The organism is Clostridium thermarum, assembly GCF_006351925.1.
Classification (GTDB): Bacteria; Bacillota; Clostridia; order Clostridiales; family Clostridiaceae; genus Clostridium_AU; species Clostridium_AU thermarum.
This window is the reverse complement of sequence record NZ_CP040924.1, coordinates 2,131,478-2,147,457: the sequence shown is the minus strand read 5'-3', so window position 1 is coordinate 2,147,457 and position 15,980 is coordinate 2,131,478. Positions and strand designations below refer to the sequence as shown.

The 15,980-nt window shown below is 42.4% G+C and carries 11 protein-coding genes; 9 read left to right on the top strand and 2 right to left on the bottom strand.

What is annotated here, in order from left to right:
• Window positions 1-283: 283 nt before the first annotated feature.
• Complete coding sequence (locus tag FHY60_RS09760; RefSeq protein ID WP_139904785.1) at window positions 284-565, bottom strand: hypothetical protein; 282 nt, start codon at window positions 563-565, stop codon at window positions 284-286.
• 152 nt (window positions 566-717) lie between these two features.
• Window positions 718-2,253, bottom strand: coding sequence for a glycoside hydrolase family 30 protein (locus FHY60_RS09755; protein WP_207671421.1), 1,536 nt, complete (start codon window positions 2,251-2,253; stop codon window positions 718-720).
• Window positions 2,254-2,436: 183 nt separating this feature from the next.
• Here FHY60_RS09755 and FHY60_RS09750 point away from each other — a divergent pair, with 183 nt between their 5' ends.
• The 9 genes from FHY60_RS09750 to FHY60_RS09710 all read left to right on the top strand — a co-directional run bounded on the left by FHY60_RS09750 (window position 2,437) and on the right by FHY60_RS09710 (window position 15,977).
• Window positions 2,437-3,906, top strand: coding sequence for an ABC transporter substrate-binding protein (locus FHY60_RS09750; protein WP_139904784.1), 1,470 nt, complete (start codon window positions 2,437-2,439; stop codon window positions 3,904-3,906).
• Window positions 3,907-4,034: 128 nt separating this feature from the next.
• The gene (locus FHY60_RS09745; RefSeq protein ID WP_139904783.1) at window positions 4,035-6,944 is read left to right on the top strand and encodes an extracellular solute-binding protein; all 2,910 of its coding nucleotides are present in this window, start codon (window positions 4,035-4,037) and stop codon (window positions 6,942-6,944) included.
• On the top strand, window positions 6,941-7,837 hold the full coding sequence (locus FHY60_RS09740) for a carbohydrate ABC transporter permease (protein ID WP_139904782.1): 897 nt from the start codon (window positions 6,941-6,943) through the stop codon (window positions 7,835-7,837). The genes FHY60_RS09745 and FHY60_RS09740 overlap by 4 nt, the downstream gene beginning before the upstream one ends.
• A gap of 11 nt (window positions 7,838-7,848) precedes the next feature.
• On the top strand, window positions 7,849-8,724 hold the full coding sequence (locus tag FHY60_RS09735; protein WP_139904781.1) for a carbohydrate ABC transporter permease: 876 nt from the start codon (window positions 7,849-7,851) through the stop codon (window positions 8,722-8,724).
• Window positions 8,725-8,751: 27 nt separating this feature from the next.
• Window positions 8,752-10,809, top strand: coding sequence for a YIP1 family protein (locus tag FHY60_RS09730; protein WP_139904780.1), 2,058 nt, complete (start codon window positions 8,752-8,754; stop codon window positions 10,807-10,809).
• Window positions 10,796-13,099, top strand: coding sequence for a DUF5696 domain-containing protein (locus tag FHY60_RS09725; protein ID WP_139904779.1), 2,304 nt, complete (start codon window positions 10,796-10,798; stop codon window positions 13,097-13,099). Before FHY60_RS09730 ends, FHY60_RS09725 begins: the two co-directional genes overlap by 14 nt.
• 5 nt (window positions 13,100-13,104) lie before the next feature.
• Window positions 13,105-13,974, top strand: coding sequence for a carbohydrate ABC transporter permease (locus tag FHY60_RS09720; protein WP_139904778.1), 870 nt, complete (start codon window positions 13,105-13,107; stop codon window positions 13,972-13,974).
• A gap of 8 nt (window positions 13,975-13,982) precedes the next feature.
• The gene (locus FHY60_RS09715; RefSeq protein WP_139906426.1) at window positions 13,983-14,915 is read left to right on the top strand and encodes a carbohydrate ABC transporter permease; all 933 of its coding nucleotides are present in this window, start codon (window positions 13,983-13,985) and stop codon (window positions 14,913-14,915) included.
• A 42-nt stretch (window positions 14,916-14,957) separates the two neighbouring features.
• A complete protein-coding gene (locus FHY60_RS09710) occupies window positions 14,958-15,977 on the top strand; it encodes a glycoside hydrolase family 5 protein (protein WP_139904777.1) in 1,020 nt (339 codons plus the stop codon).
• Window positions 15,978-15,980: the final 3 nt, after the last annotated feature.

Sequence of the window (15,980 nt, the reverse complement as noted above, 5' to 3'; positions counted from 1 at the left end):
ATTGTAATTGTATGTTTAAGTATTGTATAATTGAATAAAATATGATGAATTTTAGCAAATATTATGAATTCAGGTATCCAAAAACAAAGCAGACAATATATTCTATTGAATGTTGAGTGAAGGGTACACTTTTATGGATTCTGTACCTATAATTGAAAAGTATATAATAACTCAACCACTCACTATGATGGCAAATCGATGATGTTTGAACTAAAGGATTTATCCCTGATCGAGGATATCAGGAGATTAGGAGATTATTGTACATAAAATTTATAGGTGATTTTCAGCTTCTTTTGGTCCAGGATCGCTTTTTTATGGTGTCAATATCGGGGGTCACAGTTCTCCGGCCCCACCAAGGGTCTGAATCAATAAAGAACCTTTCCTTAGCCTTTAAGATTTCTGCTCTATGCTCTTCCGACAAACTGTTTTCCAGCATAATAAAAGCATTCTTTAAGGTTTGATCCATCTCGCTGTTCTTTTCCGGCCTTAATTCCATACTTGATAGCAAAAGGGTAACTATGCCATCACTGGCCAAGAGCTTTGAGTTTACCCTATAGTTCTCCATAAAGGTGGGACTGGGGGACGTTGTTAGTGTCCCGCTACTACTAATAATAACAGAGTGCCACTCACCTCACAGGTCACATCTAAGATATGAGATGTGACTTGTGAGGTGAGTGGCACCTAAAAGGGAGGAGGCGGCACCTTCTTCAGCGGCACCTACCACCTAAACGTAACCGCCGACTTCCCTGGAAACTTATATTCAAAGGAAGACTTGCCGTAGTTCACCCTAATTGTCCTGTCCTGCGGAAGATGATTAAAGGCAATTAACACTACAGACCCGTCAGGATTTTTGAAGGCAGTGGTTTCCAAGTTGCCTTGTACATTGGTGGATTCTATTCTAAGGGCTCCGGGTTCTACAAATTTACTTATATGGCCCATGGTATAGTAATCCACATTATAGGTGATTTCCTTAGTATCGGTATTGATGGTGACTATGCCCCTGCAGGTACTATTGCTGAGTACTGTGGGGCCATTGTTTTGATCTAGGGCTATGTTCCACCAAACTACGGTTTTTGCATAGTTTCTTGTGGCCCGGATCACGTGGGTCATCTGGTCCACAAAAGCCTCGTTGAAAGGAGGCACCCATTCACCGCCGGAAGCTTCCGTAAACCATATTCCCTTGTCAGGAAACTTATCATGTATGGTGGTCATAGCCTGGTGTTTGCCGCCATAGCAGTGCCAGGCTGTACCAGCAACATATTTTCCTGCTTCTTTTAAGACCTCTGTGGGATAGACCAGGTTATCCCAATTGTGGTCGTAGGCTATAATTTTCGTTGAAATATTGTTTTTCTCAAAAGCCGGACCAAGATATTTATTGATGAACTTGACCTGGGATGAGAAGTCCATTTTCATGCCTGGGTACTCACTTGGTACATACATAGGCTCGTTTTGGGGTGTCACTGCATAAATAGGTATATCTTCATTTTCATAGGCTTTGATATATTTTACAAAGTATTCAGCGTATACACCGTAGTAATCAGGATTTAGGGAACCGCCAATAAGGTTCTTTGAGGTTTTCATCCATGCAGGTGCGCTCCAAGGAGAGGCCATTATCTTCATTTTGGGGTTTATTTTCCTGGCCTCCTTCAAAAGAGGGATGATATACTTCTTATCATGAGCAATTGAGAATTTTGATAGCTCAACATCGGTTTCTCCCGCTGGAAGGTCATTGTAGGTGTAGAGCTTTGTGGTAAAGTCCGTAGCCCCCATAGGCTGGCGAAGAAAGGACATGCCAATTCCCACATCTGCATCAAAGAGTTTTTCCATAAGGTCTTGCCTCTGCTTATCATCCAAGACATTAGCAACAAGCCAGGCGGAAGCATCCGTAAAGGAAGCACCAAAGCCATCCATCTCTTGAAAGGTCACATCCGGCTCTACATTAATGGCGAAAACTTCACCTGAACTTTCAGATGCTACGTTATTGTGAGGAATTATGGGCTGCTGGGCTGTCAGCAGGTTCTTTTGATTAGAACTTGTCAGCCAAAGTTCCACCATACCTTCAATACCTACGGATTCTTCAAGGGGCTTATCCTCAGGATACTTTTCTGAGTCCTTAGGAAGGTTTTCTGAATTCTCAGGAAGTATTCCCGAATTTTCAGGAAGCTTTTCAGAATCCGTATTTGCACATCCGTTAAGGCTAAATAGAAATAATGAGCATGCTGCAAGTACTGCACATAAATATTTTTTCTTCATTTATCATCACCTCATTTTATTTTAAAGATCGACCTAACTGAATTATATAGTTACAAATACTGGATGTAAACGAAATCATAAAATATGATACCAAATCGTAAAAAGTGGTACCCTAAACATTTTTACAGAGGTATATAATGGAAGCATGATACAGGATCAAATAAAGAAAGGGGAGGAATCATTATGAAAAAGTTTGCTAAAATTGCAGTAGCACTTTCATTAACTTTAAGTGCGACCATATTCGGTGGATGCGGTAATAAGGAAACACCAAAAAATGAAAACACACCGGAAGTAACTACACCAGGGGATTCAACACCGGATTCAACAGCTCCGGACACAACTGCGGTAGACCCTGCTAAGGTTACAGGCACAGTAAATTTTGCAGTTTACAACTGGGGGGTGGAAACCTATACAAAAATTGCTGAAGAATTTAATAAGGTGTACCCGAACGTAACCGTAAACATCACCGGCTTTGACGGAGAGTTAAATGATTATCTGACAACACAAGCAGCTTCCAACAGCTTACCAGACGTAGTGTTTGGCTGGTCCAACATAAACTACCCTATATCACAGGGCTGGGTTATGCCGCTGGATGAATTCTTGGCCAAGGATCCGGACATCAAATATGTAGAGTCAAAAATAATGGAAGGCTATAAGTTCAATGGTAAGACTTATGCAGTACCACAGAAATTTCAGTTTAGCTCCATCTTAGTTAATCTTGACTTAATTGAGCAGCTGAATTTGGACAAACCATCCTATGAGTGGACAATAGATGAATTTAAAGAATACGCAACAAAGGCAACCACAGATAAGATATCAGGTATCAATCACCTTTGGGATTTTGATGAAGCACTGACAGTTATGTACAGTAAGAATCTTTCACAAAGAGGCTTTGATCTTGAGGCAGGTAAGTTTAACTTTACAGACGGAAGCTGGGTTAAGGCTATAACAACTCATAAGGAACTTAAAGCGGTTCCCGGCCTGGTTTCTGATGACTTGAAAAATCAAGCCCTTAGGGATGAAGGCAAGGAAGATGATTACATGAAGAAGTTCGGTAAGGACGCAGATGCACTTAGAGAATCTAAGGTGGCCTTCGGATTCCATGGTACATGGGATATCGGTTGGATAAAGACTATGCCATACAAGTATGACTTCTATCCAATCCCAATTGATCCAGCTGTTGGTTACAAAGAAATAATTCATGCAGACCACGGTTTCATGATGTCTACTGCTCAATCACCGGAAGCAGCTTTTGAATTCTTAAAGTGGATAACTTACGGAACCCAAGGAACCCTAGTAAGACTTGACATTGAAAAGAACAAGGTGGATGCTGATGGAAACCCAACACCTGAATTCTTTATTCCTGCAACCAGTGCTGAAGAAGTAGTTAAGGTTTTCAAAGAGATGGACATAGTTCCTGAAGGCGTTAAGTTTATGTATGACAACATGGACAAGTCCTCCAGAGGCGACTTATATAAGATTGTTCCTGATTTCTCCAAGGTTGTAGATGAAATCATAAGACCTCAATCTGATTCAGTAAGAGAAGGCAAGGTTGAAGCTTCAGCCATAGCTGCTGAATTAGAACAAAAGGCAAATGAAGCCATTCAAGAATCAATAATCAAGTTTGAAAATGCAGTAAAAGAACTTAAATAGTTAGAGATTAACAGAAGTAAGGATAAGGAATGCATCATAGCATTCCTTATCTATACTTAAAATTATACCTAAAAATTCAGAGAACCCCAAAGAAGCAGAACTTTAGCAGCCATTTGGGTTGAAAGGATATGTTTAGAATGAGGAAGAAAGGAATTTTATTAATACTGGCAGTAATAATTTTAACAGGCACTATTGTTGTTTCTGGGAATTCTGCAGTTCTGACAGATAATGCAGTGGCAGCGGATTTAAGAGAATCAGATGAACAAAGCATAGTAAAGTACTGGTCAGTGGTGGAATGGGCTAAAGTTGCTGATAAAATTGAGGCTGATAGGTTTACAGTGGCAGGCGGGGCAGGAGAAAAGCAGGGCAGCGGATTCCTTCTGTCAGTGGATGATACAGTGGATTTCACAGCCAAGGTACCCCATGCAGGCAAGTACAATCTACTTTTGGAATATACCGTTGAATCAGATAAGGTGCTGAAGAATACCTTTTCCTTAAACTGGGAGGGGAATGAAGCCTTGATTTCACTTCCATCTCTTTGGAGAGACAGCAGTAAGGACTACGAGAAAGACAGGTATGGAAATGATATAATTCCGGAGCAAATAATGGTTAGTGGTATGCATCTCGAATATGCAAAGGATCATGCCAGCCTTAATAAGAATCCTTTATCTCTTGAACTTAGCGAAGGTGAACACAAGTTTACAGTTAAAAATAATACTCAGCCTATAACATTAAAGGCTGTTTATGTTGTTGAGGAAGATAAGTTGCCAACCTATACCGAGTATGCCGGCACCCTATCCGGAAAGCCTGCAGGCAGAGGGTTACTGGCGGTAGAAGCTGAAAACTATATAGCTAAGTCAGATTCTTTTATAAGACCTGCAAGCATTCAAAATCCGGTCCTCCATCCCTACAGCACCATAGAGAAGCGGCTCAATGTCATAGAAGGAACTTCCTGGAACACTGCAGGCCAAAAGCTTATGTGGCAGTTTGAGGTGGAGGAAGCAGGGCTTTATTCCATAGGCTTTACCTATGGCCTTAATACCAAGGAAGGCATGGTGGCCTTTAGAAATATTGAACTTGACGGCAAGGTTCTCTTTGAGGAGATGAAAAGCTACCCCTTCAAATATACCGGTCTAAACTATGAAAATACTGTGCTTGCAGATAAGAGCGGCCGGGCGCTCAAGTTGTGGCTGAACAAGGGCCTACACAGCCTGGCCATGGAAGTAGAGGGAGAACTCCTTCAACCGATAGTTGAAGAATTAGAAACCATAATGACAGGTATCAACGACGCTGGCATCGATATCAAAAGGCTCACCGGAGGAAAAGAGGATACCAACAGAACCTGGGATGTGGAACAATATATGCCTGATATAGTCCAAAGACTTGAAGGATGGGCAGGACAATTGGAAGAACTTTATGAAAAGCTTGAAAAAATAGGCGGTGAGGAACCAAGCTATGCGGTAAACCTGAAGGTTTCGGCCAAGAATCTTAGGGACATAGCAAGTGAACCAAAGAAGATACCAAGCCAGTTAAATAAATTGAGCGAGGGCACCGGGTCTGTGGCCCAGCTTATAGCAGATTTAAACTTAGCCTTGAGGCAACAACCCCTAAGCTTAGACAGGATCTATATAATTGGTGATGAAAAGCTGCCAGCGGCCAGTGCCGGGCTGGTTAGAAACCTGTTAGAGCATTCAAAGCGATTCATAGCATCCTTCTCAGATAAAAACAAGGGCTATGGTGGCGTTGCAAAGGAAGAGGATGAACTGAACATCTGGGTGAACCGCCCCATTCAGTACGTTGAGCTCCTCCAGCAGATGGCGGATGCGGATTTCACCATAAAAACCGGAATTAGGGTCAAGTTCTCCGTTATGCCCAATGAGCAAAAACTGACCCTTTCCAATGCATCACAGACCAATCCGGACGTGGCCTTAGGCATAAGTAACTATATACCCTATCAGCTTGCAATAAGAGGTGCTGCAGCGGACTTGACCCAATTTAAAGACTTTCTACCCTATATGAGCAAGGAATATAACCTGGAAACCCTCATTCCTTTCACGGAAGGGGATAAGATCTATGGAGTTACGGAAACCCAGGACTTTTATGTACTGATGTACAGAAAGGATATTTTAGATAAATTTAATTTAGAAGTGCCAAACACTTGGGAAGACGTTAAAAATATAATGCCCCAGCTCCAAAGGCATTCCATGAACTTCTTTGTGCCCATGGCAGCCTGGACTGGCTTAAAACCCTTCTACACAACATCCCCCTTCCTCTTCCAAAATGGGGGAAGCATCTACAGTGAAGATGGGCTAACTACAGCAATAAACACAGAGGAAACCATTAAGGGCTTTGAACTGATGACAGAACTGTTCAATGTATACAGCCTGGCAGAGAATGCACCGAACTTTTATAACAACTTCAGATATGGCACTATGCCTATTGGGGTTTCCAACTTTGGTACCTATGTAACCCTGATGAATGCCGCTCCGGAGATTGCAGGCCAGTGGGGCATAGCCCTGTCTCCCGGGGTAGAGGATGAGGAGGGCAACATTCAAAGGTTCCAGGTTGGCAGTGACAGAGCAGCCCTAATCTTTGAGAACAGTGATAAAAAAGACCAGGGCTGGGAGTTTCTAAAGTGGTGGCTATCAAAAGATGTACAAGTAAAATATGCCTATGCCCTACAAACAAAGTTTGGACCGGAATATATGTGGAACACGGCCAATATGGCAGCCTTTGAGGAACTGCCACTGCCGGAGAAGGATAAGGAAGTCATCTTGGAACAGTGGAAATATATTAAGGAAGTTTCACCCCACCCGGCAAGCTATATGGCAGAAAGAGAAATCAGCAATGCATGGACCAATATAGTGATGGAGGGTGACAACTTAAGAACCACCATCGACAGGGCCGCAGTGGTAATTAACCGTGAAATCAAACTGAAGTTGGAGGAATTTGGCTATATAAAAGAAGGAAAAGTAATCAAGGAATACAAGATACCTACGGTAGAAGACATTAGAAGGATGGTGAGGGAGAGTAAATGAAAAAGCTGAAAGAAATAATAAACAAGCAGTCCCATTGGGTCCTTTTAGGTCCCTATGCCATACTGTTTTTTACATTCATCGTAGTACCGGTAGCTGCAGCCATAGGCCTATCCTTCACATACTTTAACACCATAGAATTTCCCACATTTACGGGCTTGAGGAACTATATAAGACTGTTGACTCAGGATTCGGTGTTTATGCAGAAGGTACTGCCCAATACCCTTAAATTTTCACTGATAGTAGGACCCTTAGGCTATATCTTGTCCTTTATATTGGCCTGGATCCTAGCTCAGCTCACAAAGATTCCAAGGACCATCTTTGCCATAATAATTTACTCCCCCTCTATGACCTCCGGGGTCATAATGACAACTGTTTGGGGAGTAATCTTCAGTGGAGACCAGCTTGGTTATCTAAACAATCTTTTGATAAATGCAGGGGTGATCAACGAGCCGGTACAGTGGCTCCAATCTCCGGACTACCTTATGACCATAATGATAGTCGTTGCCCTGTGGAGCAGCATGGGAGTAGGCTTTTTATCAATGCTGTCCGGTGTGCTCAATGTGAACCAGGAGCTTTACGAAGCCGCTTATATAGATGGCGTTAAAAATAGGTTTCAGGAGATCATATACGTTACTATACCATCTATGAGACCACAGATGCTTTTTGGAGCTGTAATGGCCATAGTAAACACCTTCAGTACCGGTGGCATCGGCGTTGCCCTTTCAGGGTCAAACCCTACACCGGACTATGCAGGACAGGTTATAGTAAACCACATAGAGGACTATGGTTTTATAAGATATGAAATGGGATATGCAGCGGCAGTATCCGTAATATTACTTTTGATGATATGGGGAGCTTCAAAGGTTTCTAATAAGCTCTTTGCCGATGAGTAGGAGGTGGAAACATGTCTGGTTTTAGCGGAACTGGTATAAACCCAAAAAAATTTCATAAAAGTCAGATTAAATTTTATATAATACTGCTACCTATTTTGACTTTTATGAGTTTACCCATACTTTATATATTCTTTAACGCCTTTAAGCCAATGGACGAGTTGTTTTTATATCCTCCCAGATTCATCACAAGACGTCCAACCTTCGATAACTTTATAAGATTGTTCAATACTGCCAGCAACTCAAACGTGCCGGCTTCCAGATACCTTTTTAACAGTATAATATCAACCGCTATAGTGGTGATCTTATCCATATTTGTAGCGGCGGCAGCAGGTTATGTACTATCGAAAAAGAATTTCAAAGGCAAGAAGCTGCTTTTCAGCATAAATACCCTGGCCCTGATGTTTGTCCCCATTGCGGTGACAATACCAAGATATTTGGTTGTGGTAAGGCTTGGTATTATTGATAGCTTTATTGCCCATATACTTCCGATATTGGCCATGCCGGTGGGCTTGTTCTTGGTTAAGCAGTTTATAGACCAAATCCCCACCTCACTGGTGGAAGCAGCACAGATTGATGGGGCGTCAGACTACTATATACTGCTTAAAATCATAATGCCCCTGATCAAACCGGCCCTTTCTACGGTGGCAATCTTGGCCTTCCAGGCGGTTTGGAACAGCACCGAGGCCTCCACACTTTTTATTAACGATGAGGCCTTGAAAAATTTTGCTTTCTATTTGACCACCTTAACTTCTACCACAGGTAACACTGTGGCCGGTCAGGGCATGGCAGCAGCGGCATCCTTGATAATGTTTTTACCGAACCTGGTAATCTTTATTGTACTGCAATCAAGGGTTATGAATACCATGGTCCATTCAGGCATCAAATAGTGCAGTTGGCAGAGGAGGTTTAATTATATGATAAAGACATTGGTAAAAAGAGCAACAAAGTCCACCATAGCCGCTGCTTTAGGAATTTTACTGGCCCTAGGATTCTCAACCCAGTCCGTACGTGCAGAGAATGCTCCTGCCTATACCTATACCATTTCGGAAGATCTTAAATGGGTTCGAACACAGGATGCATACCTAAACGGGGAAATATTATTTAGAGATATAGACCTAAAAAAGCCTGAGGATATATTTGTTAAGGATGGACGAATCTATGTGGCAGATACAGGCAACGGCCGTATAACCATAAAGGATTTAGACACCGATGAGGTCACCTTTATAGGAGAAGATACCTTAAGTTCTCCCACCGGTGTATATGTAGATGAGGAAGATAATATAATCGCAGCGGATTATGATTTAGAACAGGTTGTAAAGTTCTCCCCAGTGGGAGCAGTGTTAAAAACCTATGGTAGGCCGGATACGCCTATCTTCGGGAAGACCACAAACTTCAAGCCTAAGAAGGCCTTAAGTGACAAGAAGGGAAATATTTATATCGTCAGTGAAGGAACCTATGACGGCATCATACAGTTCAGCAAAGAGGGAGAGTTTCTGGGCTATTTCGGGGCCAACAACACCAGTAAGTCGCTAATAGAAGCCATTCAGGACCTGGTGTTTACAGAGGCCCAAAAGGCCAAACTTTTTAACCGCATACCTAAGAGCTTTTACAATTTAGCAATAGATAAAAAGGGAATGACCTATACAATTACCCAGGGCGAAAGAGGCCATGCAATAAAGAAACACAATGTTTCGGGCTCTGACATTTTGGCCAGTAACCATGTGATGATTGATGAAGAAAACTTCGTGGACATAACAGTGGGAACCTATGGGCAGATTTACGCCCTAACGGAAACAGGCCTTATATACGAATATGATTCTGAAGGCAACTTGATCTTTTCCTTTGGAGGAAGGGCCATATCTACAGAAAGAAATGGACTTTTTACCGTAGGAGCAGGCATTGCTGTGGACAAAGATAACTATATCTATGTGCTTGATAAGGAACGTAATGTGGTGCAAGTTTTTTATCCTACGGTGTTTGCAGAGATGATCCACGAGGCCATCAGCCTTTTTGAAATCGGCAAGTACCTGGAAAGTAAGGACCTGTGGCAGCAAATCCTGCAGCTTAGCGGCACATCCAAGATAGCTTATGATGGCTTGGGTAAGGCCTACTTCCAAGAAAATGACTATAAACAAGCAGCAGAGAATTTCAGGTTGGCTCAAAACCGGGAAGACTACTCTGAAAGCTATTGGGAAATAAGAAATGAATGGCTGCAAGACAATATAGCAGTTATGTTGATTTTGCTGGTACTGGCAGCTCTTATCTCTAAGGTACTGAAAAAGATAGATTCAAAAAAAGGAATCTTCAATCCTATAAGGGGGCTGAAGGCAAAACTTAAGGAAAACAGGCTGGTAAGAGACTTGCTTTATCTAAAGCGGGTGCTTAGACATCCAATTGACTGTATGTATGAAATAAGAAAGGATAGGCAGGGGTCTACCCTGGCTGCAACCATCATCTATGCAGGGGCCTTCATCATTTTCACGATCAACTATATAGGGCGAAGCTTCATATTTAATTATGTGGATGCAAGAAATATATCATATTTTTATATCATCTCCATATCCCTCCTGCCCGTAGCCCTTTGGGCGGGGGCTAACTACATGGTAAGTTCCATCAATGACGGGGAAGGCAGATTCAAGGATGTATATACTGCAACAGCCTACTCCTTGGCACCTTTTATAATCTTAATGCCCTTTGTAATTGCCCTGACCTATGTGCTGACCCTGAACGAAGCCTTCATAATAGAACTTGCTTCCCTTATTATTTGGGTATGGTGCGGGGTAATCCTCTTCCTAGGTTTAAAGGAAATCCATAACTATGAAGTGGGTGAAGTTATCAAGAGCATAATCCTATCCCTGTTCTTAATACTGGTGGGTATAATATGCTTCTCAATAGTATACATGCTGTGGGATCAGTTAATGGAGTTTGTTTATTCAGTTTTAAGGGAGGTGGCTTACAATGCTAGAAAGTAAAAGAAAGATCACAATAGGTATTACCGCAGTGGTTGCAGCAGCCTTAACAGTGGGATCTACCCTGAGTTTTGCAAAAAGCCTAAACAAAGGTTCTGCAGTGACAGACCTTCCAAGCCGGGCTGCCCTGATGAATGCAAACTCTAACAGGTATTCCAAACCGGAGAAGTATACCAGGGTTCAGAACAGACTAAATCTGGAGGGCTTTGTTAAAATCCTGGAGGATGAAAAGGTGGAAGTTTGGCACCGGGATAAAAACGCTTCCATCAGAATAGTGGATAAGGCCACCGGTTATATATGGGGCGGACTGACATCTGACAAGCCTGAGAATATGAATACTACCTGGTCCGGGGTAGGTAATTCCCTAGTATCTATAGACTACTTTGATAAGAAAGGTATAGAGAAAAGGTTGAGTATAGCAGATGCCCAGGTAGATAAAAACTATGCTGTGAAAGACAATGTGCTGACCTATTCAGTAACTTACAAAGATCTTGGTATATCCTTTGATTTTACCATGGAACTAAAGGATGGAAAGCTTACCTTCAGACTTGAGGACGATACAATAAAAGAAGAAAAAGACAATTACATTGGAAACGTGTACTTTGTACCCTTTTTAGGGTCCACTGTGGCAGACGAGATAGATGGCTACATGTTTGTTCCCGACGGTCCCGGTGCCCTTATAAGGTTTAGTAAACCCTCACAGTACCTGGTGAATTTTGATAAGAGGGTTTATGGCAAAGACTATGGCATAGATAAACTGGTGGAGGTCAATGACCTAAAGTCCAGCAGGCCCAATGATTTTGCCACAGAGGAGCCCACGGTGTTAATGCCTGTGTTCGGAGTAGTTCATGGAGTGAAGCAAAATGCCCTGTTTGCAACCATTAATGAGGGAGCGGAGTACGCATCCATAATGGCTACTCCAAGCGGCATGCTAACCAACTATAACTGGGTTACGGCAAAGTTTACCTATAGGCAAAAGTACCTGCAGCCCACCAGCAGAAGCGGGTCCGGTGTGCAGATAATGCAGGAAGTCAGAAACAGCTTTGATGCGGCAATAACCTACAATTTTCTAAATGGGGAAGCTGCAGACTATGTAGGTATGGCCAAGTTTTATAGAGAATCTCTGAAACAGGCAGAACTCCTCCCAGGCAGTGAAGAAAAAGAAGATCAAATTCCCCTGCAGGTGGACATCATAGCAGCGGATATAGAAAAGGGCTTTTTATTTAACAGCCTATTAAAAATCACTACACCGGATGAGACCAAGGCCATAATTGATGAACTTGCTGCAAGTGGTATTGTTAACAGTACAGTGGTTGTACAGGGCTGGCAAAAGGGGGGAGTAGGGGGCAGCAAGCCTTCAGCCTTCAATTTTGAGTCCAAGCTTGGTGGTAAGGCAGCCTATATGAAGCTGGCGGATTATATCAAATCCACAGGTGGTAACCTGTATTTCTATGAAAACCCGGTGACAGCAAATAAAAATCAGATAGATTTGAGAAGTGAAGGTGGCAACTCCCTGTCCCAAGCTCTCATAAAGCTGGAGAGAGACAATAACGATCTTTGGTTTAAGGAAACATATTTTGTGGAATCCAAAATAGTGGCAGAGTATGTTGAAGAAAAAGCGGAAAAATACAGGGAAAACAATATGAAGGCCATGGCCATCAATGAATTTGGTTCAAAACTCTATGCGGAAAACCAGCAGAACAATGTTACTACAAGACTGAAGGCCAGAGACCTATTTGAAGCAGCTGCAGAAAAGGTCTCTGCCAGTGTTGAGACCTTGGCCCTATATAAACCCAATCAGTATCTATGGAAGTACACCGATAAAATCTTTGATATACCCATGGTCAACAGCCAGTACCTATTTGAAAATGATACGGTCCCATTTTTACAGATTGTTTTAAAGGGCAGTGTTGATTACTATGGTCCCTATATCAACATGAGCTTTTATTCCAAGGCTGACCTGCTTAAGCTCATTGAATACGGAGCCTATCCGGCTTACCTGTTGACAGGAAAAAGTAACACCGAGTTAAAGTACACCACTATGTCTGAACTGTACTCCACCAGTTATGAAGACTGGAAGGATAATATAGCAGAGGCCTATGCCTATATAAATAAGGCACTCACAGCAGTTGAAGGAAAAACCATTGAGAATAGGACAGTGCTCAGTGCCGGAGTTGTGAAGGTAGACTACGACAACAAGGTATCCATAGTGGTTAACTATACAGGAAGTGATTATAAGGTGGACGGAATTATAGTTAAGGCCCAGGATTATACAGTTATAGGAGGAGAGTGATAATAATGAAGAGTAAAATGACCATCAAGAGGAGGAAGGCTGTACTGGGCTACAGCTTTATACTACCTTGGATTATCGGCTTTCTTCTGCTAACTGCCTTTCCTTTCTTTTACTCCGTATACTTAAGTTTAAGCAGCGTGAAAATTTCTCCTACAGGAATACAGACTACCTGGGTTGGATTGAGTAACTATATTGACATTTTCACCAAGGACGTAAATTTCTCTCAGATACTCATAGAAAGCATAGTCTTTGTGGTCTTGTCTACTCCAATGATTGTTGTAGCCTCGCTGATTGTGGCTATCTTGCTCAACGGTAAGTTTAAAGGAAGGGCTTTCTTTAGGGCCATCTTCTTTCTGCCGGTTATCATAATCAGCGGACCCGTAATGACGGAGTTAATGACCAACCAGGCAGCTCAAATTGTAGATCCGAGCAACTATACTATATATAGATTTTTCATGACCCTGCCTAGAGCAGTAGGATCACCGGTCCTGTATATATTTGATAATCTGGTTTTAATCCTTTGGTTCTCAGGAGTTCAAATCATCATTTTCCTGGCTGGGCTTCAAAAGATAGATACATCTATCTATGAAGCCGCCAGCATTGATGGAGCTTCTTCCTGGCAGGTGTTCTGGAAGATAGTGCTACCCTTCCTGAAACCCTTGGCCTTGATAAATGCCATCTATACCATCGTGGAGATGGCAGCCTTCCCAACCAACAAAATCAATACTGCCATAACCTCAAAAATGTTTGAGATGGGCAATGTATACAGTCAATCCGCAGCAATGTCATGGATATACTTTATGGTAGAATTCTTATTGCTTGGTTTAGTATTTCTAATATTGAGAGATAAGCAGAAGAAGGAGAGGTGGAAATGATGAAAGTTATGTCAAAGAAAATAACTGCAGCCAAGTTTAAGAAGATCTTTCTTGGCTCAGGTAAAACCGACGGTTTGACCAAAAAGATAATAGTTATAGCACTTCTTATTGGTATTGGCTTTGTATATCTGTACCCCTTACTCTTCATGGTGGTTAACAGCATGATGAATTCAACAGATCTGGTGAATCCAACGGTGAGATGGGTACCCACTGAATTATATTTTGGCAATTTTAAGATAGCCTACAGGGTCCTGGAGGCCAATAAGGCCCTCATAACTTCCATTTTGATGGCGGGAATACCGGCCCTGCTCCAGACCACCTCTTGTGCTCTTATAGGATATGGCTTTGCAAGATTTGAATTTCCACTGAAAAAGCTTTGTCTACTGCTTTTAGTGGCTACCTTTATAATACCTGTACAAGTGACCATGGTGCCTAGGTATATGCTTTTTGATGCCTATAAGATGATCAATACGGCTCTGCCTTCTGTAGTGCCGGCCATATTGGGACAGGGAATAAAGGGAAGTATCTTCGTCCTAATTTTTTATCAGTTCTTCCGGTCCTATCCAATAGTGCTGGATGAGGCCGCTGAAATAGATGGGGCAAGTCAGTTAACAATTTTCCTTAAAATTGCCCTGCCAATGTCCATACCGGCTATAGTGGTGACCTTCCTCTTCTCCTTTGTTTGGTATTGGAATGAAACCTACCTTTCAGGCTTATTTTTTGGTAAGGTCATACAGACCCTGCCCATGAAGCTGCAGTCCTTCGTGGATTCATATACCAAGCTTTATCCCACAACGGATGGCAGCACTGTGAATAAGCTCAATGAAAGCATCCGTATGGCAGGAACCCTGATTACTATTGCTCCATTAATCTTTATGTACCTGTTCTTACAAAAGCAATTCGTGGAAAGTGCAGACAAGTCAGGTATTACAGGAGAATAGACAATCATGGACAAATTAAAGTAAAATTAAGGAGAGATATTTATGGCAAAGGTTAGAGGAGTTAATATAGGAAACTGGCTGGTGTTGGAAAAATGGATGAAACCTGCACTGTTTGAAGGCTTAGAGGCGGAAGATGAGACTTCCTACTGCCTGGAGCTTGGAGATAAGGCTCTTGAAAGACTTAAGGTCCATAGGGATACCTTTATTACCAAGCAGGACTTTAAATGGATAGCATCAGTAGGTATTAATACGGTCAGAATACCTATTCCACACTGGATATTTGGAGATGTAAGGCCCTATTACGGCTGCGTGGAATACCTTGACAGGGCAATGGACTGGGCCAGGGAAACTGGACTTAAGGTCCTCATAGACCTGCACACAGCGCCGGGCTGTCAAAACGGCTTTGACAACGGAGGTATTCTTGGAGTATGTGAATGGCACACAAAGAAGGAGTATGTGGACAGAACCCTTGAGGTACTGGAGAGGGTAGCTGAAAGATATAAGAATTACCCTGCCTTGTGGGGCTTGCAAATGCTAAATGAGCCTCGATGGGATGTTCCCATGGACATACTTCAAGACTACTATTTAAGAGGCTATGAAGTCTGCCGTAAGCATCTGGACGAAAGCATAGCCATAGTATTTCACGACGGCTTTAGACTGAAAGAGTGGAAAAACTTCATGAGGGAGGACAAATACAAAAATGTAATACTGGACACCCATATGTATCAGTGCTTTGCCGATGAGCACACCAGGCTGAGCATGGCTGACCACCTTAAGTTGGCCGCAGGGGGCAGGGCAGAAGAGATTAAAGAGATGTCTCAGTATTTCAAAATAATTGTTGGTGAATGGTCCTTGGGAATCCACCCTGTAAAAACCCTGGAAGGCATGAATGAACTCCAGCTGGATGCAGCCAACAGGGCCTATGGGGCGGCACAACTTCTAGCCTATGAAACCGCAGAGGGGTGGTTCTTCTGGTCCTATAAGCTGGAGAACGAAGCCATGGCAAACTGGGATTTTAGGAGGAGTGTCGAAAAAGGTTGGATATCCGCGAAAGTAAAATAATTG

What these genes read in the sequence shown, in the direction of transcription:
- FHY60_RS09760 (WP_139904785.1), bottom strand. Translation starts at nt 565, where the DNA reads ATGGAGAACTATAGGGTAAACTCAAAGCTCTTGGCCAGTGATGGCATA.
- FHY60_RS09755 (WP_207671421.1), bottom strand. Translation starts at nt 2,253, where the DNA reads ATGAAGAAAAAATATTTATGTGCAGTACTTGCAGCATGCTCATTATTT.
- FHY60_RS09750 (WP_139904784.1), top strand. Translation starts at nt 2,437, where the DNA reads ATGAAAAAGTTTGCTAAAATTGCAGTAGCACTTTCATTAACTTTAAGT.
- FHY60_RS09745 (WP_139904783.1), top strand. Translation starts at nt 4,035, where the DNA reads ATGTTTAGAATGAGGAAGAAAGGAATTTTATTAATACTGGCAGTAATA.
- FHY60_RS09740 (WP_139904782.1), top strand. Translation starts at nt 6,941, where the DNA reads ATGAAAAAGCTGAAAGAAATAATAAACAAGCAGTCCCATTGGGTCCTT.
- FHY60_RS09735 (WP_139904781.1), top strand. Translation starts at nt 7,849, where the DNA reads ATGTCTGGTTTTAGCGGAACTGGTATAAACCCAAAAAAATTTCATAAA.
- FHY60_RS09730 (WP_139904780.1), top strand. Translation starts at nt 8,752, where the DNA reads ATGATAAAGACATTGGTAAAAAGAGCAACAAAGTCCACCATAGCCGCT.
- FHY60_RS09725 (WP_139904779.1), top strand. Translation starts at nt 10,796, where the DNA reads ATGCTAGAAAGTAAAAGAAAGATCACAATAGGTATTACCGCAGTGGTT.
- FHY60_RS09720 (WP_139904778.1), top strand. Translation starts at nt 13,105, where the DNA reads ATGAAGAGTAAAATGACCATCAAGAGGAGGAAGGCTGTACTGGGCTAC.
- FHY60_RS09715 (WP_139906426.1), top strand. Translation starts at nt 13,983, where the DNA reads ATGTCAAAGAAAATAACTGCAGCCAAGTTTAAGAAGATCTTTCTTGGC.
- FHY60_RS09710 (WP_139904777.1), top strand. Translation starts at nt 14,958, where the DNA reads ATGGCAAAGGTTAGAGGAGTTAATATAGGAAACTGGCTGGTGTTGGAA.